The organism is Bacteroides timonensis (genome assembly GCF_000513195.1).
In the GTDB taxonomy this organism is placed as follows: Bacteria; Bacteroidota; Bacteroidia; order Bacteroidales; family Bacteroidaceae; genus Bacteroides; species Bacteroides timonensis.
On record NZ_CBVI010000104.1, the window covers coordinates 60,944 to 86,101 of the forward strand.

The window sequence follows — 25,158 nt, forward strand, 5'->3', positions numbered from 1 at the left end:
TACAAATATAATAAAAACAGGCTACTCCCGCAGCAACAGATGGTTCTTTTCCGATCATATATCAGACCAAAGCCATTCTATCTATGGAGAGGTTTTCCACCTACTCCATAGATTGTCAATCTACTGCGAAGTTCAGGTAAACTCATATCAATCTGAGATAGATCTTTTTTTCCGAAAGCTTCTTCCAGATTAACAATCGGCTCAATGTTCGCAATGCTTGCCCATGGAAGCCACAAGGATACAGACCTGAAAGCTAAATCAGCAACATTAGTTGCTTCCGGCATAAATGCACGATATTTATAATTCATTCTACCGTCAAAGTCTGTATTCAGTTTCGTATTATTCTGTAAGAGTTTTGCCATATGTAAATAGAGTTCATTTCCGGTTTTGATATACAATTTATACATTTCATAAAACATATAAGCTATAAAATTATCAGCACCCGAATGTCCTGTAGCAATAATAGAAAACCCTGTAATGCCTCCGTTAACAAAAGGATTCTTTTTGGCATCTATTGCATCTCGGTTAGGAATGGCAAAATCATAACAATACGTCCAGCTCATAGCACAGTTTGCAGCATGCTCTGCCGCTTTCAGATATTTCAGATCCCCTGTCAGTTCATGTATGGCATTGAATCCGTAGAGAGCAAATATGGCTGCCTCTTTATCAACAGTATTAGGATTGTCCGGAGTTCCACCTACATATTTCCCTAATTTCAGATACAGTTCATTGTAAGAGAAATCAGCAGCTTTGATTGCAGCTTCTTTATATTTAGTCTCTCCGGTATGTTCAAACATCTTCACCAGAAATCTAATAGCCACCGGAGTATTCAATTTAGAAGTCCCATGAGTATTCCTATCCCCTCCCGTCTCAACATCACCATTCGTCTTATATGCTCTATAAAAAGAACCGTCTTCATTTTGTTTCTTCACCAAATTAGAAGCAACCCTTTTAAGAGCTTGATTCCACGCTTCCTGAGGTTCATTGTGAGCCACAGAAATACGATAGGCATCCAGTAATCCCTCCATACCATCTACAAAACATCGAAGAAAACTTGGATATTCCCGCCTTTGTCCGGCTGTGGCATTATCAGCAGGATCCCACCATACAGTGGGGAAATAAGTTTTCATGATGGCATCAGAAACCCAGAAATCAACCATTGATTTACCTTTCCCCTTAGTCTCTGAATCATGATGATCCAGACCATAACGATACATGTGATATCCAACGGCTATTTGTTGTCCCACAAAACCCATTTGAAAAGATATCCCTTCAGTGTTTGTACCATCAGGTAAATCAAGTGACCATGGTAAACCTGCCGCTTTTATGTTTCCCTTTCCAAACATCCGATATTCAGCTTTAAAAAGTTCTATATTCTGCCGGTAGATTTCATCCATATTCATATCCACGATTGTCGGTTCTTCCGTTTTATAGCCCATACCAAACGCATACATCATAGCTTCATTATAATTATCCTTTTTATCAGGAATCAAGGCTACAGAATAGCTATGTATATTGCCCTCTTTCACCGAATGGTATCTTTTGGACCATATAGTCTTTGCATCCCTTTTTCTTCCGGCAACTTCATACGTTCTGGGCCCTTCTGCACACGGATAATGAAAATCCACCGATAATGAAGGATATATAGAGTAACCTATTGAACCATATTGTAACGCATCATTCACCTCATAGAATGTTCCACCACCAGGATTTTGTCCGACATCTATCCTAGGATTATAATGCATGAGGGTTAAAGTAGTTCCTGTTACCTTTTCCCGAAGCATAGCCAGCGGCAGTCCCGTACGCGTTTCTTTTACATACATCCGGTCAGTATTCAGGTCAGCAGCAACCGCGTCTTCTCTTACTTCAGAGGTATTTCTATATAAAACAGAAGGAATAAAATACTCGAAATCATTGTTATCAGACGAACGAAGCCCGGTTTGAAATGAAATTGTACTGGCAAACCCGACATCCTCTGCCCGCGCTTCTTTCACTTTCACATCTCTATATATCCCAAATACCCCATCCTTTAATAAAGTATACTTATCTTCTACAATAAATACAGACCCTTTTTCCGTGTTGACACTGGCTGTAGCACAAAAGCCATATTTCTTTCTTATGACCTGATGATAAGGTTGCTTATAATCAGTTTCGATATATTCCCCCGTTGGTAAAGTATCACTTCCCCGGACAGTGATCCATGCAGGCAGTTCTTGGCTTCCCACTATCTCTTTACCATTCTGTAAAAATATAGCAAAACCTTCATCCCCTTCTCTTAGTATAAGGGAATAATCACCATTTTTAATGATTTTCTCTGTATCACTTTCTTCTATACATTCCTGAGAAATAGTTTTCAAATCACTTTTCCCGATCATGGCATGATAATGGCAGGATATGCCCAATAGACAAAATCCTGATATCATCAGTATCCGGAATACAACCTTTCTTATTCTTCTATTTTTTTCCATAAGCTCCTGAATTAATATATTATTCCCTGATGTGCAGCATATACCGCATCTTTCTGTCTCAATGTAGATAAAGATTCTGTTCCTATACGTTCTATATCCATATCTCCATAAGCATCCTGTATCTTGAACAATGGATCTAAAGCAGATGCAGTAACCCAGGGTAACCACAAATTAACTCCATCTCCCCAACGGGTGACCAATCTCAAGGCTTCCGTCTGTAATCCTCGATAAGCATACCCCAACGTACCATCATAATCCATAGTCTGTTTCGTATTTTTCTCCAATAGCCGGGCAATATGCAAGAAATACTCATCGCCTGTCAAAACATAGAGTCTCAGGTATTCAAAAGAATTATATGAAAGCCCACAATCTGCTCCGGAATGTCCGGTGGAAATGATTGTAATTCCAACAGTAGTCTTTTTGCTATCCCAAGCCATGAGGTTATTTCCTCCAGCCGCCGGAATATTCCAGGCATACATATAGGTTACAGTGTAATAAGCCGCTTGGGATGCTCCTTCAAGCCATTTTTTATCTTTGGTTAAATCGTACAAACAAAGGAAAGCCTCAATAATCTTTTGCCCGGACTCACGGTCTTTTACATACGGATTATCAATTACACTTCCCACATATTTATAGGGTTCATGAATCTCGCGATAGCAAAATTCTCCGGCTTTAACAGCAGCTGTCTTATAGCATTCTTCCTTAGTAACTATATACATGTAAGTAAGAAAACGGATCAGATTGGAAGTAAGTAGTTTACCCGAATCTATAGAAGTCCCGCCATTGTCAAAAGCTTTGTCCCAGCTACCGTCGGCATGTTGTCGGCTCACCATCCAGTCAGCTGACCGCCGGCAATAATCCAACCAATTAGTTTTACTTCCGGGAAAATGTTTTTCAGCATGCGACCATGCTAAAACCATAGCCTCCAATCCACCTTGCATATTACGTAAGTCATTATGATTACGAAAGAAATTCCAAGGAGATATATCCCACCATATCCGTGGCATCCCATTAGGCGCCGAACTGTTCTCCGCCCAGAAATCAAGTATCTGCTCTCCCTTATCCGTATAGATGGAATTATTGGTTTCCAAGCCTTTCCGGTAAAGATAATATGCGCAAGGAATCTGCATCCCCACAAATCCCATAGAATAGGAAATCTCATTCACTTCCCCACTTGGAAGATGTACGGAGAAAGGAAAACCGGGGGCATCATTATCTTTCAGCCAATAATGATCTAAAACCTCCAGACTGTAATTCATTACATCTTCGTTATCCACCTCCAATACTTCAGGATTGTACAGATTGAATGTCGTTTTCCAGTGTTCCTCAAGCGCTTTTGGAAAAGCTACTTCTTTCTTAAATTGCAATTCCAGCATATAGGCATGTTCTACACCAACCCGTACAGGATGACTCCGACGCGCCCACCGTCTTTCACGAGTTCCACCTCCGTCTGCATAAGTATGCTCACCTTCAGAACCAGGAAAGCAATATACTAATGCAGGACTTTGGCTTGCCAAATAAAAACCCAATGAGCCGAAATGCATATCCGCATTTACCAGATGATCCATTCCCACCTCTTCCTTAAAAGTAACCGGATTGAGATTATAGTCTACCAAAGCAACAGATACCTCCGAACTTTTATTTCTGAACATGGCCAGAGGTAATCCCATACGTTCCTCACGAGCTAGTATCCAATCATGAGTAAAATCTGCGCCTATGGAGGATTCACTTAAATTAGATTCATCTTTATATATGAGAGAAGGTATGAAATATTCGCATCCGGTAATAGCTTGCTGTACTTCATTCCGTACCATAAAGTAAGAGTTGAACGCATGATCCTTACCGGAAGCTTTCATGACATCTACTACTCTCGACAAACGTAATTTATCTTCATTCTCCGCCACGGTATATACATCTGTCACTTCAAAATCAGAACCGGAGTCCGTGATTATCCTGGCTTTACAAACCAATCGATCATTTTGTTTTTCTGCTTCCTGATACGCTGCCCTGTACCATTTAGACGACTGTACACCTACTGGGAATACTTCTAAACACACAATCGCTTCATCGACAGGTATATATTTCTGCCCCCATCCTGTTATTGTTACTGTATAACCCGTATTCTCTTTCCAGGCGAGCATAAGTTCCGGATTACCGGAACCTATACTAATATTTTCATTATGAACCGGGCCTGGAGGCTCCTCTGTTAAATCATCATTATCTGAACATCCTGCATTCAGCATCAGGCAAAAAACAACTGCTATAATTTTCATTATTTTATTGTCCATATTCTAAATTGCATAGATAGTAAATGCTGTAAATGATAATGCATTCGTTTCTCCACCCGGGAAATTGACTACATATCCCATACTAACTTCCGTTTCTTGTTCCAAAGTTATATTAAGTGGCATGGAAACACGACTTGCAGGATCTCCACAATCACTCTGGGCTATAATACTCGGACTTTTCCATTCAATTCCTTTACCTTTTGCTACAACAAAGAAAGCACGGTCTTTTCCACCTTCATTTTCAATATCCCACCAATTGAAACCACGGGTAGCTATAAACAGGTATTTTCCTGCAGGCAAAGTGAATGTCTGATAAACAGCTCCCTGTAAGGCAGTAGGATTCCCCCAGTTCTCAGCACACATAAACAAGCGGTCACTCCAACCGTCATACATTGTATACTGTACGGCTGCGTTAGATGTTAACCAGTCTGAAAGGATACCACGGCGAGAATCCGGGAAATAGGAAACAACATTAAACGGCTGTTTATAATTCTTTAGATATTGATTCGTAATATCATCAAACTCTTCCGGAATCCCAGTAATTTCTTTCGTTTCTGAGAAAAGATAATAATCAGGAATGTTCTCCAACTCAAGTGCCACACGATAAAAAGCATTGTCCCTGTAATTCTCTTTATAGCCGGTACGATATTTTATCGCATCTATAGACACCGTCAGTTCTCCGTCACCGCTAAAATTAGCATCCACTTCCTGTTCGGCAACAACCGGACTTTTACTGTTTACAAAGTGGTTAATACCTAAATAAATACGAGCTTTCACTATACGTGGAGCAGGCTTACTCGTTCCAGAAACTTTTTTCACCTTAAACTTGGCAACAATGTTAATGCCTTCCAATTTTGCATCCAAATCAGATATCTCATAATAAGGTGTGATGTGAAAATCCTGACGTACATCCTTTTTCAGATCATAATAAATAGAATCATATCCTACTGTCCCAGCTGGAAACTCATTTATTTCAAACGGATACTTTACATTCCCTAAAGTTAGTTTATATTCTCCGGAATGTAGCAATTGCTGGTATGAACCATCAGCCAAAGTGTGCATTTTCGTTCCCCAGTCTACCTTACCGAACCCTTCCTGGAAAAAGAGAAATATATCACGCGCATCATTACCATCACATAGAAATGGTTTATCATTATAGAGTAATTGCCCAGAGAAAGTTACGCTCGGCGCATCATAATTATCATACTCACAAGCAGTAAACAATATCGTAGCCAATAATAATATAATAATCTTCTTCATAATCAATTTACTATTAATAGGTTTTAGTGTTTCGGATTCTTCTCAATATACGGATTACCTTCTGTCATCGGATATTCTGCATAATACATATCTTGTCCGAACCGGATAGGTAATCCCTTCTCATTATCATTACCACGATGCTCAATATACACCCTTCGGAAAAGCCACTTTCCATCTTCCGGCTGTCCCGGAGCATACACTTTATAAGGCCACAAGCCAGTCATCCGGGCTGTCGAAGTATTCCAGTCACCCGACCATATCTGATCAGCAATACGCCACCTCTTCAGATCATAAAAACGATGATCCTCAAATGCCAACTCTATCTTACGCTCATTCTGCAAAAGTGCAAGTGTCAAATCCGAACTTTTAATACGGAAAGCAGTACCTCCGGCACGTTCTCTTACTTCATTCAGACAATCAGAAGACAACTGTAATGTATTGCTGCCTTTATAATTAGCAACACCAAGTTGATTAAGATAATAAGCAGCCTCAGCCGCATTAAGCAGAATCTCTCCATATCGGAAAATGATATACGGTACTGCACTCTTTCCTGATGCTTCGGAACCAGTAACCGGATCTATATATTTACGCAACAAGAAACCTGTATGGCTGGTATAATAACTATTACGGATAGGACCGTCAATGCTGGTCAGTTGCTGCCCATTATAAAAGTTTTTGTCCGGATCGTATACATTCTCGATTAAATCCAGCATTTTCAAATCATAACCGGAAGCTGTTTTCACAGCCAGCCCTGCCTGTAATTGAATCTCTTTTCCTCTGAAATCCGCACCAGGCAGAATTACGGTTCCCCACAAACGCGGATCACGTCCTTCGAAAATACCCATCGGAGAATCATAAAGAACATAGTTATAAGCGGAAGTTTCATTTCCCATTGATTCGATAATCTCATTACCAACATAAGCATTCAGCTGTGATGAACCGGAATTTATAGTTTCAAAACTCTCGACTAAGTTTAACGTCGGGTTCACATGGCCACCAAAATTAGCAGTTGAACGTTGAGAACGAGGAATATTCCACACTGTAAAATTGTTTGGGAAATCAGTACTTCCATCATAATCACGAATGAGAATAAGTTCCGGATTATTCGTCTTGGATACAAACACATTATTAAAGTTCTCACCCAGACTGCTTCCAGTACCCTTTAGCAAAGAATACCGCCCTATTTCCTTTAGCTCCAGATAGGCGTCAATACAACTTTGCAGATATTCTGTTGCTTTATTCTTAGAGATTCCGACTGCTCCGCTTGTCAAGGTCAATCCCATTGTTTTACTTTTATCCTCATTGTAGGCTAAAGTACCTGCATATAACATTGCACGTGACTTGAGTGCCAATGCAGAAGCCTTAGTGGCACGTGTGAGTAAGCTACTTCCTTGCGGAGCAATATCAAGCGCCTCTTTCACTTCATCCATTTCTGTCGCAACAAACTCATATACGGCTGCCTCTGTATCACGGGGTTTAGCATATTCTATCGGAGTAGTACTATAATCGTACACTTCTGTAATTAAAGGTACGCCTCCCAGATTTTTCACCATATTGAAGTAAGTAAATGCTCTTAGAAAACGTGCTTCACCGAGAAAATAAGCGCGTTGATTTTCAGGCAAATGTGAGGTTTTCTCTGACAAATTCCTGATATGAATATTGATGTCCCGTATCAGATTATAATCATAGTAATTACGGTAGGTACGACCAACATTACTCGAAAATTGCCAATAATAACTATTACTGGTAGCTTCATCCCACCTGCATATATCATAAGATTCATTATCCGAAGCGAAGTTCTGGTCCAACTTGATACGCCCGTATAGATTTGCAGCAATACTACTGATACTGGCAACAGATGAATATGCTTGATCCTCGGATAATTCTTTGGGATCGTTCTGACTCAACCAGTCTTCACACGAGGTAAAGCTCAACAAAGCGACACATGCATATACTAATATTTTTGTTTTCATATTTATGCTCTTCTTTTAAAATTTAACGTTAACACCTAATGTCAATACCTTATGTTGCGGATAGTCCTGACCATTCACTGTTGAAATTTCAGGATCAAAACCATAATCATGCAACGAACTCAGACAGAAAAGATTGGTTCCTTGGAAATATATGCGGCATTGTTCCATACCTACCTTTCTTATCCAGTTTTTGGGTAAAGAATAGCCAACTACAAGATTACGGAGACGCAGGTAATTAACTTCTCTCGTATAGAAACTGTTCCACCAACGCCCCGAATGACTTTCCTGTCCACGCAAGGCCGGGAATTTCCCTGGAATCCAAGGAGACTTCGGATCAAAAATATCTTCATGCCTCCATACGTCAATATTGTTATAGTAATATCCATTCACGCTGCGCGTTACACCCCACTTCAAATCCCAGTCAGCAACAAATGTATTTTTAAAACCACCGGCAAAGTCAGCAGCCACATCAAACCCCTTCCATTCAAATCCTAAATTAATGCCCATTGAAATCAACGGATTCTTATTGGATGTACTTGAATCCCAGGGCCAGTCAGCCGATGCATAGGCTTGAGGACGTTCGTCAAAATCATTGATAATTCCATCACCATTGACGTCACGAAGTATTACGTCACCTGGACGAACAGTAGCATTGTTTTGACCGTCCTGATCAACCGGATAACTATCAATCTGTTCCTGTGTTTCAAAACGACCGATTACTTCCCACATCCATACACCTCCGGCATTACCCTGATCTGTATTGAGCACTACATTGGACCAGCGATTGGATTGCGCCCAACGATATTTATCCCATGCATTACCAAATATTTCTCCATGACGTTTACCATTTTTCTGCCGGGCAAATGTTATATTAGCCCCAACACTATACTTCAAATCTCCAACTTTATCATTCCATTTCACAAATGCATCAAATCCTACCGTCATATCTGAATTCATATTCTCAGGTAAAGCACTCAAACCTGTCTCCAACGGAAACATAATATCACTCGGTGTGCCCGGAATACCATCACGCATACGTTTAAAGAGGTCAAACTCTCCTGTAAGTCGATTATCAAAGAAACCAAAGTCAATACCGACATTCATCAATTTAATTTTCATCCATGAAATGGTGGTTACAGGAATTCCCTTAGGTGCCGAGCCTATTACTTTTTTACTTTTCACAGAACTGAACGGGTCATCAGGCATAAGTGACTGACCTTTGTAATAAGTATATCCGGAAAGGTATGCAAAGTCAGGATATAAACCGCCCAGATTATCATCTCCCATCATACCATACGACGCTCTCAACTTCAAATTCGAAAACCAGCTACTTATAGATGAGTTCTTAAAAAAGTTCTCTTCCGAAATACGCCATGCCGCACTAACTGAGGGGAAAAAGCCCCATCGGTTGCCTTTCGGGAATTTCCATGAACCATCATAACGGGCCGATAAATCAAGAATATAACGATTTTCATAATCATAACCTGCACGGAATACCCAGCTGGCTGTAGAAGTTATAGCTTTATTCTCGCTTACCAAGTTGTTATCATTAGTTGAAATAAGATCTATAAATTCATTTTCAACCGGATGTTGCTGTACATTCAGCGAATGATAATCCCGTTTGGTAAACTCAAAACCACCTACACCAGTTACATGATGTTTACCAAACTGATTGTCATAGTTTAGCAGAAACTGCCCGGAAAATTCTTTGATAGTCGTATCAAATCTTTCCATCCAAGTTTCATTAGCTGCTGACTTATCATAGGCCACAATATATTCATCCGCAGCCCTGTCATAAGTATACTCTTTCCAGCCTTTCTCCAGATTATTCACCTTATTCTGAGAGGTCCAATAGGAGAAAATGCCTTTTCCCGTCAACCCCTTAATGGGTGTTTTCCACTCCATATCCCAATCAATCTGTACCACGGTAGTATTGTTATCTGATTTACCTGCATTATCAGTAGTTAGTGCAGCCAAATTAAGACCAGAAGCACCGGGTACATTATTCAAATAATTAGGGTTATCATTTGCATAAGGACGATAAATGGGCGGAAGATTAAAAACCGCCTGACGGGCATTTGCATAGTCATCACTACCCGGAAGAGCTGGATTAGTACGATTCTCCAAACGTCCGTTCAACCGGAAACCCAACTTCAGTTTCTCACTGATATCAATATTGAAATTAGACTGAATATTAGTACGTTGAAAATTATAATCCTTGAAAACTGCATCCTGGTCAATATTACTGATTGATAAATAATAGGTGGTCTTATTTCCACCGCCACTCAGGTTTGCATGTATGTATGATTGTGGTGCTGCATTACTAACATAGTTATCTCCCCAATCAAATCCACGATAGTCTTCACCAGTTTCAGGATTATAATATCCCGTACGCCATTTTTCCAATTCAGCTCTAGCCACATCCGGAGAAACTGACAGGGTACCCAGATTAGCCTCCTTCATATAATTAGCATATTGCCATTCATACGCATTCAACATTCTGGGATAAGAAGTCCATGATTGCCAACTGTAATTAAAGTCCAAAGTTACGGCTGCCTTTTGGTTCTTAGAACCATTTTTTGTAGTAACCAGTACGACTCCATTCGCTGCTTTTACTCCATAGATGGCAGCAGCTCCGTCTTTCAGTATAGAAATGTTCTCAATATCATTTACATCCAGATTATTAAACTGTGCCTCATCTTTTATAATACCATCTATCACAAAGAGAGGAGTACCCATATTTCTGATCTGAATAGAAGTACCGCTACCCGGCTGTCCCGACTTCTGTCGGGTAGTGATACCGGCTATTTTACCAACCAATGCTCCAGAAACAGTCGAAGAAGTAGTACGGGCGATATCTTCTGTACCAATAGTAGTAACTGCCGCAGCAATACTCCCTTTACGTTTAGTCCCATATCCCACCACAACAATCTCATCCAGAATTTCCTGATCTTCTTTCAATATGACAGCAAGAAATGGTTTATTTCCAGCTGTAACTTTTACAGTTTTATAGCCTACGTAAGAAAATTCCAAAACGTCGGTACCAGCAACGTTCAACTGAAACATTCCATCAGAGTCAGTAACAGTACCTGCACTCGTACCGGCAACCCGCACTGACACCCCTATTAAAGGTTCATCATTGTCATCGGTAACTTTCCCTTTTACAGTTTTCTCTTGCTGAGCAATAACAACAGACTTTGTCGTTGCATAGCCCTCTGATACGAAGAAATTTCCTAAGGCTATTGATAAGAGAATAAATTTCAACAAGCGAAGCTTGTTACTAAAGAAATCGTTCATCATCTTATTAGTTTTAAAGATTAATAAAACAGGTTCAATAAAAACATTTACGAGGGTTAACAACATCGTGATGCAAAGATATCCCCCTCATTCAAATACCAGTGAAAATAAGCCGTCATTAAGTATCAATAATCTGTTATTTCAGGCGTTTGAATGATTTCTAGTATTTTTTGAATGATTACTTTTGAGTGTTATATGTATGTTTGCAGCGGTTAACAACACTCCCGTATTATTATAAATCTATTAATTCAACCATTATGAAAAAGTATAATTTATTATTTGCTTCTCTCTTATTTCTATTTCCCAATGAGACGATTGCTCAAGAAAGAGCAATTATAAAAATAGACACAGATCGCATAATTGACCAGATTAACCCTCATCTATACGGAAATTTTTCGGAACATCTAGGACAAGGTATATATGGAGGTATTTATGATCCGAAGTCTATTCAAGCAGATGAAGATGGCTTTCGCAAAGACGTCATCGAACAGACAAAAGAGTTAAAAGTTTCCATCTTACGATGGCCCGGAGGGAATTTCGTTTCAGGTTACCATTGGGAAGATGGTATTGGAGATCGTAGCAAACGCCCTACTCGGATTGACCTGGCTTGGGGAGGTAAAGAAAGTAATATGATAGGAACAGATGAATTCATTCAATTTGCTCGCAAAGCAAAAGTGGAACCTTATTTCTGTGTCAATCTGGGAACCGGTTCATTGGATGAAGCACGAAATTGGGTGGAATACTGCAATGTGGAGAAAGGAACATACTACTCAGACCTTCGCCGTAAAAATGGATTTGAAAAACCGCATAAAGTAACGTATTGGGGGTTAGGCAATGAAGTAGACGGTCCGTGGCAAATGGGACACAAATCACCCGAAGATTATTCTAAAATAGCAATAGAAACAGCAAAATTAATGCGCTGGATTGATAAAGACATCAAGCTCATAGCCAGCGGTTCAAGCAATTACGATGCCGACTGGAATAAATGGAACCGGACAATACTGGACGAAATGTATAACTACATCGATTACATCTCTCTTCATCATTATTCGCACAACACCTCAGATTACTACACATATCTGACAAATACTATTGAAGTAGAGAATTACATCCGCATTGTAGAACAACAGATAAAGGAAGCGAAAATGAAGAATCGTTCTTCCAGAGATGTTTTTATAGCTTTCGACGAATGGAATGCATGGACTCGGACATTCGGAGGTACTGACAATACCCTATCGGAAATATATGATTTACAGGACGCTCTTATTGTAGCTCAATACCTCAATATATTCTTACGTACTTGTGACATTGTCAAGATGGCCAATATGGCACAATTAGTAAATGTCATCGCTCCGATGCGTGTTGACAATGATAAATTATGGAAGCAAACCACTTATTACCCACTCTATCTTTTTGCCAATAACTGCCGTGGAAAAGCACTGGACATATACATAAAAAGTCCGGCGTATTCTACTGATAAATATAAAGAAGTTCCTTATCTGGACGTTTCATCCACTTACGAACCTTCACGGAACGAAGTAGTGATCAATGTCGTTAACCGTAATAAAGACAAAGCTATTACAGCTGATATCCTTTCTCAAACCGGCTCTTTCGATAAAAAAGCGACAGCCAATATTGTATCAGGAGCAAACACAAATATTACAAACTCTGTAAACGAACAGAACGTTGATATAAAGAAAGAAGAAATAAAAACTTCCGGTGAGAAAATAACATATTCATTTGCTCCGCGATCATTCACACAGATTATTGTAAAAGTAAAGTAATCCTCTTCCACAAAATGACATCATTCTTTATAAGATTGTCATAACATACAAAGGCTGAATCAAACTAGGATTTTTGATTCAGCCTCAACTATTTGAATATATACTTTCCTTGCAATATTACTCCGTAACCAACGGACGTTTACGCCAGTCATCCTTCACATAGCTATCGGGATAGACTGTTTTATCTTTTAACTCACCACCTTTCAGGCGTATCCAGGAAGTAAAGGTACGTTCCCCCTCCTTCAACACAATTACGCGTGCACCGTTAGATAGATGGTTATATTCCGTATTACCACCTGTGAAACGTCCATAAGCCAGTACGATACCTTTCCACATGACTGAATAGTCATTATCATGGTCATGTCCGACAAACGTACCCATTACATCACCTGCTTCTTTCATAGCGGCAAACATACCGGTATTAATAGCAGCCGAACAGGCTTTTTCCATACGTGTACCATAAAGGATGGCGTTCTCATCAGAAGCTGCTTCGTTGTATTCGGACAGCGGGATGTGGAAGAATGCCAAAGCAGGCAAAGGCTTTCCGTTATTCTTAGCGGTAAAAGCTGCACTTTGTTGACGATACCAGTTCACCTGATCGAATGTAAGCCAGTCATACCCTTTCACATCCGGTAATTTGGAGTAAGAGTGAGAATCCAGGCAATAGAGCACTGAAGCATCTTTCTTACCATCCGAAGATTTCACGGTGAGGACGTAGTCGGGAGACTCAACGCTACCGCGGTCGGGCTGGATGTTGTAAGGCATGGAACGGATAATATCGTATAATTCGGCACGCGTTTTGCCTTGTTCGTTATCATGGTTACCGAAAGTCACGACAAAAGGTATCTTACGGGAGGAAGCACAATCAAGTACGGCTCGCATAGCTGTATCAGCAGGCGGTGCATAAACTACATCTCCGGTAAAAACAATCAAATCGGGACGTTCGGCCTCCAGGACTTCGTTGATACGCTTCAAGGCAATGGCTGAAGCTGGATTGTGATACTGAAAATGGATGTCGGTAAACTGGACGATTTTAAACTCTCCGTTCTTGTTAAACTTTAAGGGGGCAACCTGTGCCTGGCAGAACAGAACTGTCAGAAAAGCCAGACAAAGGGTTAAAGAAATTCTCTTCATGTTGTTAGTAATTAGTTTTTAGGTAGTTTATTAGGTTGAAATCAGTATTATTCTTTGGTTATCAAAACTGTTGCATAGGCTGAGATTCCTTCTTCCCGACCGGTAAAACCAAGCTTTTCCGTAGTAGTGGCTTTGATGGAGATGTCGTCTTCGTCTATTCCCATTACTTTGGCAAGCGTCTGCTGCATGGCGGGAATATGGGATTTCAGTTTGGGGCGTTCCGCACAGATGGTTGCATCAATGTTGCCCACGGAATAGCCTTTGGTTGCAATCAGTTCTACGGTTTTCTTCAGTAATATTTTGCTGTCTATGTCCTTGAACTCTCCTGCGGTATCGGGAAAATGATAACCGATATCACGCATATTGGCGGCTCCCAGCAAGGCATCGCAAATGGTATGAATCAGCACGTCGGCATCCGAATGTCCGAGTAATCCTTTCTCATGTTCCAGGCGGATACCGCCTAACCAGAGTTCACGTCCTGCCACCAACTGGTGTACATCGAAGCCAAAGCCTACACGTATTTTCATATCGTTCTTCTTTAATTTTATTGGATGAATGCACGAAAGTACGGAAAAAAAGCAAGTGGGGAATAAAGACAGAACGCAAATTACACAAATTACGCAATTTTTCGTCTTATATAAGGCAACCGATAGGAGGCCTGAAAGAAATTGCGTAACCTGTGTAATTTGCGTTCTATTCCGTATTCCTTATGATTTACGGTCTATCCGGCAGTTGGGACAGTAGGTCTTTGTTGAATGCCCTGACGTCCTTCCAGTGATAAAAAGGAGCGATGTCGGTCTTCACCGGAATACTCACTTCTTTCTCGTTCAGCATGAACTTCACGATGATATCGTCTGCGCTGCCTTTCTTACGGAAGAAAACAATCTGCACATTGGCAGCCATAGGCACCATTTTGAAGTTACACCATGCCTGATAGAATTTGGCCGGATCGGACTCTTCATTATAGCAGTTCTCCAGTCTCAGCAAGCCCACCAGAGGAATAACATTACCGTCGTGTCCGAAGCGGAAAGTGGCCGAGTTTGTACCCGAGGCAATCACCGCATCTGCCGAGTCCATGATATTCTCGACCAGAGATTTGGCGTTTGCCAGCATCAGTCCGTTCGTCATGGGCGAAGGGCCGTCGCATACATAGTTCTTATAGTTATGTATCTGCCAGATATCAAACAATTCCTGCTTCTCAAAGATATCATAAAAACAAACCTCCGGTTCCACGTTCTGCATATCAGAAGCAACCCAATACAGACCGCGCATCAGTTCTTCAGGATTCACATTCTTACGAATATACTCTTTGCTATTGAACAGTGTATTCATCAGACGTTCCGGACGGACATGTTCTTCTTCGAACTTACGGAATTCCTCATACCAAGGCCCTTTGCGTGAAGTAAACTTCATAGCTTCCTGTGTATGGAAATTCAGGTAATCCATATACTTATTGCTGGATTCGCGCTCAATCTGCATCTTCGGGTTGAACTCCTTCAGGCGTTCGCAGAATGCATCCATGCTGAGTACGCAACGGATAACTACGGTAGAGCGGGCAGACATCTGCGGTTCGCCTTTAAATACTTCAGGGAATGCCTGATACATACGTTCGGCAATGCCTCGTTGTTGCTTCACTCCTACCGGACTGAGGTCGCCGCCATGTCCTTTGGCATCTGCCCAGACAATGTCCAGACGTTTACGGACATCTTCGCCCAAATCGGTTAATACTCCGGCTGCATGGGCTTTCTCAAAGACTTCCATCACGCGGACGTAGTCTTCATCCGCAATCAGCCAGCGGGAACCATGACGACCATAGTGACTGATATAGAAGGGTTCATAACCTTTCGGAGCCTTGGTCTGGACACCCGAAGGACCGGGATAAGCGTAATATACACCACCTGTCGTTGCAATATCATTGAAGATTTCTTCGCGTGTGGCTTGTGCATATAAACCTTGAACAACAAAAGCAGCTAACAGGACGATTGAAAAAAGAGTTCGTTTCATTCTCATAAATAAGTTATCATTTTTAATGTATTTATTATTGTATTAGTAAAAAGGGAAAGTAATGAATCAACCTTCATCCTTATTTCTGATAATCCGGATTCTGCGTCAGATACGGGTTCGTGGTAAACTCATCCTGCGGAATGGGATATAATTTATACTTATCGTCCACATCTTTACCCACATACGTACCAACTTCACCGTCGCTGCTACCTTTCCAGTCCCAGTTATATCCTTTTGTGAATTTGCCGAAGCGGATCAGGTCTGTGCGACGCACCAACTCCATATTCATCTCACGGGCTCTTTCATCCAGAATGAAATCCAGATTCAACTGACCGTCGGTAATACGACCGGATACCCCGTCACCATAGTTGCCGGACATATAAGCACGGTCTCTGATTTCATTTACATAACCCAGCGCCTCAGCACGCGTACCTTCCGCAGCCCCGCGAAGAATAGCCTCAGCCGCCATCAGGTAAGCATCTGCCGTACGGAACATCGGGAGGTCTACAGACGAATACTTAGTACCGCCATCTACCAATTCCTTACGGTCCTTGGTTACATTTCTCCATTTGATGCACGCATAACCATTCTCAAAAGTCTTCTGGAAAGCCTTACCTTCTACCCAGGTTTCCTTTGTATGACCGATGGTAAAGAACTGTGCACGCTTATCCTTCTTATTATCTCCCCAGGGATCATTTTCATAGAAGGTTTGGTCAGCCTCATCAAACTTATCTACAAGCGCCACCTTTACACGGGCATTACCCCAGCCACGGCTACCTACTCCGGTTTTTACATAGCTATCCATCGGACCATTCATCAATGCTTTAATCAGGAAGTTGGTTCCGGCACTGCTCTGTGCATAGTCAGCATCCTGCACCAAGGGCCAGATGATTTCGGAGCAAGTATTGTTATCTGCCAGGAAGATGTGACGATAATCGGAAGCCAACGGATAATTACCTTCCGTAATCACTTTCCTGGCATATTTATAAGCATTGGTATATTCATTCTTGCCTACCCATGTTTCGGCATTCAGATAGACACGTGCCAGAAGAAACCAAGCCGACACACGATCCACACGGCCATACTCATTCCGCTTCGGTTCTTTCAGCAAGGTTGTCAGTTCTTCCGTTTCGGAAACCACATAGTCGTAGATTTCCTGGCGGGTCTTCTGATGGGGAATCGTACCTACATCCATCGTTTCATCAATGAAGGGAGCCGAACCGTACAAGTCGCAAATCATGCTGTAGCAATAAGCACGGATGAAGCGTGCTTCGGCACGGTAATAAGGCATTTCAGCCTGCAAAGCATCATATACGCCACGGGCTTTCAGCTTCCCTTCCGCACTTTCGCGCAAAAACTCATTGCAGTAGTTAATGGCCATATACAGACGATAATATGAATAGCAAATAATCTTTGTCGAAGGGTCCCAGTTCATATACAACAGTGACAAACTTCCATGACTGCCACCGGAATGGAAAACGATCTCATCCGTACAAGCCTCTTGCAAATAGAACAGAGCACGTGTATAACCACTATAACCTTCATCAATACCCGGCACGTCACCGTTTCCGCCATCACCACCCTTTTGTCCGGTCTGGATAAGGCTGGCATAACACTTTGCCAATACTCCGATGTATCCCTCAGGCGTAGAATAAACCTTCTCGCCCACCAACTCATTGTCGTCCAAAGGCAATGTATCCAAATCTCCCAGACAAGAAGAAAGAAGGAAGAGAGATACCAGACATATACTTGCTAACTTGAAATATTTCGTTTTCATTGTTTTCTGATTTTTCATGAATTAAAAATTAAGATTTACTCCCAGCATGAACATACGCGGGCGCTGATAGATGTTCTTATCGATGCCACTGTAGATTTCCGGATCAAGACCACTGTAACCTGTCAACGTACATACGTTCTGTACTGTGAAAGAGAGACGAAGAGAGGTCTTTTCGTTCCACAACTTATCGAAGGTATGCCCCAACGTGATGTTGTCGATACGGAAGAAATCGCCTTTCTCCAGGAAATAATCGGTATAGATGCGATCCTGCGTAAATCCGGTTTCAAGAGTAGAACGCAGAATATTGCTGGAAACGCCGGTTCCACCATAAAGTCCGTCCAAAGAATCGGAGGCTTTCACATAGTTATAGACATAAGCACCGAAGCTTCCATGTCCGTTGATACCCAAATCCCAGTTCTTGTATGTCAGACGGGTAGAAAGACCGCAGTAGTAAGGAGCTTTGGAGCTTTTGCCGGTCACGTACTTATTGGCATCTTCTTCGCTGCTGGTGACGGAACCATCTTTTGCGATATATTTGCCATCCAGCGGCTTACCATTATCGTCATAGGCCTGTTGCAACAGGTAAAAAGTATTCGGAGTTTCGCCTACCATGTGGACTTGCAGATATTTACCCGTACCACCGGCATTACCAGTCTTTACATAGTTATCTTCACGGTCGATGGTGTTCAGCTTTGTTATTTCGGAAGTATTCCAGGTAAAGTTACCGCTGACTGTCCATTCCCAATCCTTATTCTTCACGGGAATCACATTGATACCGATTTCCAGACCTTTACTCTTCATATTACCGATATTAGTTTCAATCATATTGGTAAAGTTACTTCCGGCAGGAACGAATATCTTATTCAGCAGGTCTTTGGTAGTACGCCAGTAATAATCAATCGTACCGGAGATGCGATTGTTCAGGAAACCATAGTCGATACCGATATTATAAGTTTCGGTAGTCTCCCACTTGATGTTGGCATCGTAGCCATTGGGACGGTAAGTAGTGTACCATTGATCACCAAAGTAATAGCGGGATTCGTCATAAGATGCCGTATAAGTCGGCAGGTGCTGATAGTAAGAACCGATGGATTGCTGACCGGTCTGCCCGTAGCTCAAACGGAGTTTCAAATCGGACAGGGCTTTGAAGTTCGAGAGGAAAGCCTCTTCGTTCACACGCCAGGCTGCCGCAACTGAAGGGAAATACCCCCAACGGTTATCAGGAGAGAAACGTGAAGAAGCATCTGCACGCAGAGTAGCCGTCAGCATATAGCGTTGTTTCCAGGAGTAGTTTACACGTCCATAGAAAGAAAGCAGATAAAGTTCGGCTTCGGCATGCTGAGGAGTAGCCAGTTCTTTGCCTTCGGTATCGGTGGTAACGCTATTATTCTTATACCAGAAACGTTGCCAGCCGTAACCACCCATGACATTGATGTGATGATCTTTAAGTTCTTTGTCGTAATTGGCATAGAAATCGAGCAAGGTGTTGCGCTTGGTCTGATGGTATTTATAGCGCTTGCCCGTACCGTCATTTTGATTACCAGTGTACATGGAGGGAGCAAGATCGGGTACATTTTCACGATTGTCATTCTTCTGGATGTCATAGCCCATATTCAGATTGAAGCGCAAGTCTTCCAATCCGTGCACCTTGTAGTCAAGGGCAATGTTACCGATAGAACGTTTTGTCTTTTCGAGTTTGTCAGCCAGTTCCAAATCGGCAACCGGATTCGCAGCGGCCAGCGTGATGGGTTTACCGCCATTCATCCATGTATAATATCCCAAACCTACATTACCTTCATAGTCTTCGTAAACGGGACGGGTAGGATCAAAAGAGATGGCACTGCCAATCACGCCTGTTGAAACCGGTTGATTATTCTCAATACTTCCCTTGACATTGATATCTACAGAAAGATGTTTATCAAAGAACTTCGGAGACAGACCTACACTGGCGTTGATACGCTCGTAGTTATTATTCTTCAATGTACCATTTTGGTTAGTATATCCTACGGACACACGGTAAGGCATATTCTTCAAAGCTCCGGTCATGGACAAGTTATGATCCGTACCCAGTGCCACGCGGTAGATTTCTTTCTGCCAGTCTACATCTGCATTGCCCAGCTTGAAAGTCTCCGGAGCATTGGCATGCTCGGCAAAAGCCTGACGGAATTCTTCGGTAGAAAGTACATCCATATACTGATATACATTGCTCACTGTCATGTTTCCGTTGTAGTTGAAGGAGGGACGAGAGGTACCGTCGGCACTTCCCTTCTTGGTAGTGATGATGATGACACCATTGGAGGCACGCGAACCGTAAATAGCTGTGGCAGAAGCATCCTTCAATACTGTAAAGGAAGCAATGTCATTCGGATTGATGGCACTGATAGAAGTATTGCTCACGGGTACTCCATCAATAACAATCAGCGGATCATTATCTGCCGACAAAGAGGCTCCCATACGAATACGGATGGTACCGCCGCTACCCGGCGCACCATTACCCGGCACGATATTCACACCGGCAACTTTACCCACCAGAGCATCTTCAGCCGTCAATTGCTTACCTTTGTTCAGCTCATCCGGTTTCACGGTCAGCAAAGATCCGGTCACGTCGCCTTTCTTCACCTGTCCGTAGCCGATGACTACTACTTCGTCCAGCAATTCGCTGTCTTCCTGCATGGTAACTACAATGAGAGGTTTGTTTGTCACGGTGATTTCCTGCCCTTTATAGCCGATACAGGTGACGGTAAGTACATTTCCGGCAGCCGCCTTCAGTGTAAAATTGCCGTCCACATCGGAAATAGTACCTATAGAAGTACCTTTAATAAGAATGTTAGCTCCGATAACCGATTCACCGATAGCGTCCTTCACATGCCCTTTCACCACGATGTCTTGTGCTGAAAGCGACAGGGATAGTAGTAATCCCAACAAAGGGAGAAGTCCCTTGACAAGTCTAAAAATGTTTTTCATAAGGTTATTATTATAATTAATAAAAAAGATAATTCATTCTACATTTTACCCAATAAAAACTAATACCTAAAAGAAGACCTATTGTTAACTTTATTTTCTACGGCAAAGTTAAAGCATTACTTTCAGGATAAGTGATCAGAGTAGATGGGCAAAGTAGACGGAAGTAGAATCAGAAAAGAGATAATTAACTGATATACAGAAAATATACATTTTCTCTTATATACAAGGAAAGTAGATAAGAGGAGACATTTGAGGAAAATAAAAAGAGGCTAAAAATAGCCTCCTCACTTCGAGAATACACCATTCTGCAAGATTTCATCAATGCAATATAGTGTTTCTTTATATTTTAGGTAGTCTGTATTCTAAAGCAAATTAATGGCAGATAACTCTTTCGTCAACGCTTGAATACCTTTCTGTATTTTTTCCAATTGCTGCCTGCGAGGTTTGTGAACTCCAGCCGCATAGTGCCATAACTGACGTTCATTGATTCCCGTGATACGACTTAGCGCAGCTTTGGTAAAGATATTGCTATAATAGTTGATAAAGGTTGCAGCATCAATCTTGAACTTCAAATCAAAATCCCCGGATAACAATTCGCAAGGACCAGGATTATCCTCCAGATACAGTTCAATAGCCTCCTTCATATTATCCTCAATCTCCCGCATATCATTGCCCACAGTGATAACCGGGGCACCTTCGATATAAGCGCTGAGATTCTTTCCTGCATGTTCGACAATAACTTCTACTGTTTTCATATTACCTCCTGTTTTTAAATCATGAGAACAAGGGGGACTTATTTCAGCCCCGCTTGCCTCAAAATACTGTAATAAGTGCCTTTCTCAACGCCTTTGCTATTATGATTCGGTACAATAACCACTTTGCCGTCTTTCTCAAACTTCATGTGACTACCCTTCTGACTCCTTAGAACAAAACCGTTCTCTTGCAACATAGTTACAACGTCTTTCACTGATTTGTAACTCATAACGCTTTGGACTTAATTAGCATACAAATATAGTAATAATATGAATAGTACTAAATAAATTATTCGTTATTTTACTATAATTCACCGAATATGCACGATCTTTCATCCAATTTGCTGCACCGCTTCCATAAATTCTTCTTTAGAAAGCTGAGATTTGTTCCGCACTTTTAAGCGATAGTTATACACCGTTTGGGCTGAATAATGAAGGAAGTTAGCAATCTTCCCACTATCTGTAATACCCAATCTGATCAGAGCAAAGACACGCAACTCCGGTGTCAGTAACTCACCTTCCTTCGGACAAATGCGCTCATCTTCCTGAAGCAAAGTGTTGAATTGCTCTATGAACTTAGGATAGAGTTTCAGGAACACACTGTCGAACGTATAGAAGAACTCCTTCAGTTCATTAGCTACGAAAGAAGAAGAATTAACAGTCTTGTAAAGATCATCCAACTGTCCGGTTTTAATTTTCCGGGCAAGCATTTTCCGTTGTTCCTCCTGCTTGTTGATGTAGAGCGAACACATATTGAAAACGTAGCCGATGTATTCTTCCTTCACCTGGTTGGACTCCTGCAACTTATCATTCAATGTATGCAGGTTTGCATTGATATGCTTGAGCTCCTCGTTCATATCGCTCACCGCCTTCCGGGCAACGTTCAGCCGCTTCATCTGATAGAAAATGAACATCAGGGCAATCAGCAGGATTATCAGCAGAGCAGAAGTCAGGACGAACAAAGCAACCATTTGTGTCTTCTCCTGCCGCAACTTATTCTCATAAGTCCGGCTAATAATGGGAAGCATTTCCGAAATCTCCTGTGTACGGTAGCGGGCATTACAGAATGTGGCATCCTGCATGGAACATTCTATATAGGTATAAGCACGGTTAATATCCCCTTCCTGAAACAAGAGGTTTGCCAGTTTCCAAAGAGAAATATATTCCTTCGTCGCTGCCTGAATGTCGGCAATAGCGGAAATAATCAGATATTTCTTCTGTAGTTCTGTCTTCCCCATCACGCCATAAGCATTCGCCAGCCCGATGGAAGGAATGGCAACGCTATATCCTTTCTGTTTATGCGTCTCGTAACAACTGCTCAGTATCTCGATGGCTTCATCGTATTTTTCCTCGTACAGTAGTTTCTCACTTTTCATCAGCAGATAACCCTGCGAACCTGGCTTCCGGATATTGAGAATAGAATCTTTATACTGATAAGCAAGACTCCGGTAATGATCTTTCATCTTATCGGAAAAAGCATAATCCGCCATTAACGTGTAAACCTGGTGATACTGATAATAATAGTAAGAAATGCCGGAAGCATCCAAGTCGCTGGATTTAATGCCGTCCAGTATCTCCAGCCCTTCCTTATACATGGCCACTCCGATCATGACTTCGGCCACATTCAGTTCCGCGGAATAAATGTGAAGGGGATTCTTCATGCGCTTGGCAAGCTCCACACGCTGGTTGGCAACCCACAAGGCGGAGTCCATGCGATAAGAACGGTATTTGCCGAACAATTCGCGATAGACATCAAAGCGTTCCTGATCCGAATGAGGCAAACGAAGTTTCCGTTGCAAAGCATCTATCTGTTCCTGGCGTTCTAATGTATATTGAGGGCGGTTCCTGATAGACATATCAAGTACCCGAAGCAAAGAGTCTGTTTCATTGGCATAAGAATACAGGGACAAGGATACAAAAAAGACTGCCAAAATTACTTTCAGTTGCCTCATATGGATTTCTTTCACGGTTTAACAATAAATCTTCACGGACAAAAATACGGAATAAATATCTGAAATGGAAAGTTTCATGAGTCTTTTGGCAGGAATTCACCGGAAACGTTGACGTACGGTTTCATAAAGGAAAAAAATAAGCTTTGCTGAAAAAAATAAAGAATTCTGTACTCTATGATTCGATTATTTATTATATTTGTGCAGTCGTAAACACGACTATGATTTTACATATTAAAGAAAAAGCGTTTAGCTGATTTCTTGTGCCAGAGAAAAGTCGAAAATTATCTATACGCACATAGAACAGACTATACGCCTCATCGTTTATGCGGTAGGCGTTTCCTGTTTGTGCGTAAGGGCTTCGACTCCCTCTCTGGCGGATAGGCAAATGCCTTACCGCTTTTTTTATGCTTACCAGATTACAACATTAGGCAGAAGCAGTAAAAACTCTTTTAACCTCAAAGGCAAGTCAAATCGGGCAAATGTGGAGGCCGGACGGCTGAAAAGCCGAAAATGTAACATGAATGTGTTACTACTTGCCTTTGACAAAGAGGTTGAGACAGTATGTTTCATTATTTGATTCATTATTGATGGGGTTTGAATCTTTTCACCACGGAGTACACGGAGGTTTATAAATGATAATTTAGCGGTGAAATACTCGGACTATCTAAATTCCCCTCCTCCTCGGAGGAGGGGTGCCCAGAGGGCGGGGTGGTAGGTGGGAAAGAATTCCTTAATATTCTTATTAATAGGTATTTATTATTTTACCTACCACCTCCCCCTACGGGTACTCCTCCTCCGAGGAGGAGGAGAATTGAGATAGTTCTGCCTATTCATTCTCACCGCTAAATTACCATTCATCAGCATACCTATTCCTTTGCGAAACATGAATCAAGATCAATCTTACAACAAAAGAATTTCTGCAAATTTGTCGACACTCTTTTTTCGATAACCATACAATAAATTCATATTAATCATCTGTATATCAACTACTAATGCGCATATATACCGTTTCTTCATAATCTATGCAAAATCACCGTATTTACGGCACTAAACAGCCCTAATATCCTCAGATATGTGCTGGTTTTCGCCTTCGGTACATAAATAAGGCTGTAAATAAGACCGAAAAACGGCCTGTTTCCCATTTACAAGAAGTTAGGAGTTTGTCGACAAGGAGTTAACTTCTTGTCGACAAACTCCTAACTTTTTGTAAACAGGAAATTGGGTTCTTGTAATCACCTGATAACCAATAGTGAATCATCTTGGTTTGGAAGAGCGATTTGTATATAAATATCATCTGATCCATGAGCTATCCTTCAGAAAGATACCGGAAACGGATGAATCCCGTTCATTCAAAACCGTTCCGGATGGGCGCTAAGTATCATTCTGACATTTTGTATTATCAACGCTCCGAGAATCGTTTCTTTGCGCCCGGGAGTGCGTTGCAGAGGAAATACGGGAAGGAAAAACCGCATTCTACTGTATGACAACCAGATACAGAAATACGC

General features: G+C 41.5%; 14 protein-coding genes. 1 reads left to right on the forward strand and 13 read right to left on the reverse strand.

What is annotated here, in order from left to right; all coding sequences use genetic code 11:
• Positions 1 to 77 precede the first annotated feature (77 nt).
• The 5 genes from BN161_RS19500 to BN161_RS19520 are packed head-to-tail and all read right to left on the reverse strand — an operon-like array spanning position 78 to position 11,289.
• Positions 78 to 2,468 carry a hypothetical protein gene (locus BN161_RS19500; RefSeq protein WP_125910878.1) on the reverse strand — a complete coding sequence of 797 codons (2,391 nt, stop codon included), beginning with the start codon at positions 2,466 to 2,468 and terminating at the stop codon, positions 78 to 80.
• Positions 2,469 to 2,479: 11 nt separating this feature from the next.
• Positions 2,480 to 4,741, reverse strand: coding sequence for a hypothetical protein (locus tag BN161_RS19505; RefSeq protein WP_125910879.1), 2,262 nt, complete (start codon positions 4,739 to 4,741; stop codon positions 2,480 to 2,482).
• A gap of 18 nt (positions 4,742 to 4,759) precedes the next feature.
• Entirely contained in the window at positions 4,760 to 6,016 is a 1,257-nt protein-coding gene (locus BN161_RS28195) for a DUF3823 domain-containing protein (protein ID WP_022208584.1), read from the reverse strand.
• 23 nt (positions 6,017 to 6,039) lie between these two features.
• A complete protein-coding gene (locus BN161_RS19515) occupies positions 6,040 to 7,989 on the reverse strand; it encodes a RagB/SusD family nutrient uptake outer membrane protein (protein ID WP_044269493.1) in 1,950 nt (649 codons plus the stop codon).
• A 15-nt stretch (positions 7,990 to 8,004) separates the two neighbouring features.
• On the reverse strand, positions 8,005 to 11,289 hold the full coding sequence (locus BN161_RS19520; RefSeq protein ID WP_052356341.1) for a SusC/RagA family TonB-linked outer membrane protein: 3,285 nt from the start codon (positions 11,287 to 11,289) through the stop codon (positions 8,005 to 8,007).
• 254 nt (positions 11,290 to 11,543) lie between these two features.
• Between BN161_RS19520 and BN161_RS19525 the strand changes: the two genes are divergently transcribed.
• A complete protein-coding gene (locus BN161_RS19525) occupies positions 11,544 to 13,070 on the forward strand; it encodes an alpha-N-arabinofuranosidase (protein WP_044269495.1) in 1,527 nt (508 codons plus the stop codon).
• Between the two features lie 117 nt (positions 13,071 to 13,187).
• Here BN161_RS19525 and BN161_RS19530 read toward each other — a convergent pair whose 3' ends face one another.
• The 8 genes from BN161_RS19530 to BN161_RS19565 all read right to left on the reverse strand — a co-directional run bounded on the left by BN161_RS19530 (position 13,188) and on the right by BN161_RS19565 (position 23,653).
• Positions 13,188 to 14,204 carry a metallophosphoesterase family protein gene (locus BN161_RS19530; RefSeq protein WP_044269497.1) on the reverse strand — a complete coding sequence of 339 codons (1,017 nt, stop codon included), beginning with the start codon at positions 14,202 to 14,204 and terminating at the stop codon, positions 13,188 to 13,190.
• Positions 14,205 to 14,251: 47 nt separating this feature from the next.
• A complete protein-coding gene (gene ispF / locus BN161_RS19535; RefSeq protein ID WP_007210486.1) occupies positions 14,252 to 14,731 on the reverse strand; it encodes a 2-C-methyl-D-erythritol 2,4-cyclodiphosphate synthase in 480 nt (159 codons plus the stop codon).
• 187 nt (positions 14,732 to 14,918) lie between these two features.
• Entirely contained in the window at positions 14,919 to 16,214 is a 1,296-nt protein-coding gene (locus tag BN161_RS19540) for a histidine-type phosphatase (RefSeq protein WP_044269499.1), read from the reverse strand.
• Positions 16,215 to 16,287: 73 nt separating this feature from the next.
• On the reverse strand, positions 16,288 to 17,985 hold the full coding sequence (locus BN161_RS19545) for a RagB/SusD family nutrient uptake outer membrane protein (RefSeq protein WP_044269501.1): 1,698 nt from the start codon (positions 17,983 to 17,985) through the stop codon (positions 16,288 to 16,290).
• Positions 17,986 to 18,006: 21 nt separating this feature from the next.
• Positions 18,007 to 20,949, reverse strand: coding sequence for a SusC/RagA family TonB-linked outer membrane protein (locus tag BN161_RS19550; RefSeq protein WP_044269502.1), 2,943 nt, complete (start codon positions 20,947 to 20,949; stop codon positions 18,007 to 18,009).
• Positions 20,950 to 21,311: 362 nt separating this feature from the next.
• A complete protein-coding gene (locus BN161_RS19555) occupies positions 21,312 to 21,704 on the reverse strand; it encodes an antitoxin HicB (protein ID WP_044269503.1) in 393 nt (130 codons plus the stop codon).
• A 38-nt stretch (positions 21,705 to 21,742) separates the two neighbouring features.
• The gene (locus BN161_RS19560; protein WP_044269504.1) at positions 21,743 to 21,931 is read right to left on the reverse strand and encodes a type II toxin-antitoxin system HicA family toxin; all 189 of its coding nucleotides are present in this window, start codon (positions 21,929 to 21,931) and stop codon (positions 21,743 to 21,745) included.
• A 102-nt stretch (positions 21,932 to 22,033) separates the two neighbouring features.
• Entirely contained in the window at positions 22,034 to 23,653 is a 1,620-nt protein-coding gene (locus BN161_RS19565) for a DUF6377 domain-containing protein (protein WP_044269506.1), read from the reverse strand.
• Positions 23,654 to 25,158 lie beyond the last annotated feature (1,505 nt).

Bases quoted from the DNA above. Each gene is read 5' to 3' on its own strand.
- BN161_RS19500 (WP_125910878.1), bottom strand. From the start codon at position 2,468: ATGGAAAAAAATAGAAGAATAAGAAAGGTTGTATTCCGGATACTGATG.
- BN161_RS19505 (WP_125910879.1), bottom strand. From the start codon at position 4,741: ATGAAAATTATAGCAGTTGTTTTTTGCCTGATGCTGAATGCAGGATGT.
- BN161_RS28195 (WP_022208584.1), bottom strand. From the start codon at position 6,016: ATGAAGAAGATTATTATATTATTATTGGCTACGATATTGTTTACTGCT.
- BN161_RS19515 (WP_044269493.1), bottom strand. From the start codon at position 7,989: ATGAAAACAAAAATATTAGTATATGCATGTGTCGCTTTGTTGAGCTTT.
- BN161_RS19520 (WP_052356341.1), bottom strand. From the start codon at position 11,289: ATGATGAACGATTTCTTTAGTAACAAGCTTCGCTTGTTGAAATTTATT.
- BN161_RS19525 (WP_044269495.1), top strand. From the start codon at position 11,544: ATGAAAAAGTATAATTTATTATTTGCTTCTCTCTTATTTCTATTTCCC.
- BN161_RS19530 (WP_044269497.1), bottom strand. From the start codon at position 14,204: ATGAAGAGAATTTCTTTAACCCTTTGTCTGGCTTTTCTGACAGTTCTG.
- ispF (WP_007210486.1), bottom strand. From the start codon at position 14,731: ATGAAAATACGTGTAGGCTTTGGCTTCGATGTACACCAGTTGGTGGCA.
- BN161_RS19540 (WP_044269499.1), bottom strand. From the start codon at position 16,214: ATGAGAATGAAACGAACTCTTTTTTCAATCGTCCTGTTAGCTGCTTTT.
- BN161_RS19545 (WP_044269501.1), bottom strand. From the start codon at position 17,985: ATGAAAACGAAATATTTCAAGTTAGCAAGTATATGTCTGGTATCTCTC.
- BN161_RS19550 (WP_044269502.1), bottom strand. From the start codon at position 20,949: ATGAAAAACATTTTTAGACTTGTCAAGGGACTTCTCCCTTTGTTGGGA.
- BN161_RS19555 (WP_044269503.1), bottom strand. From the start codon at position 21,704: ATGAAAACAGTAGAAGTTATTGTCGAACATGCAGGAAAGAATCTCAGC.
- BN161_RS19560 (WP_044269504.1), bottom strand. From the start codon at position 21,931: ATGAGTTACAAATCAGTGAAAGACGTTGTAACTATGTTGCAAGAGAAC.
- BN161_RS19565 (WP_044269506.1), bottom strand. From the start codon at position 23,653: ATGAGGCAACTGAAAGTAATTTTGGCAGTCTTTTTTGTATCCTTGTCC.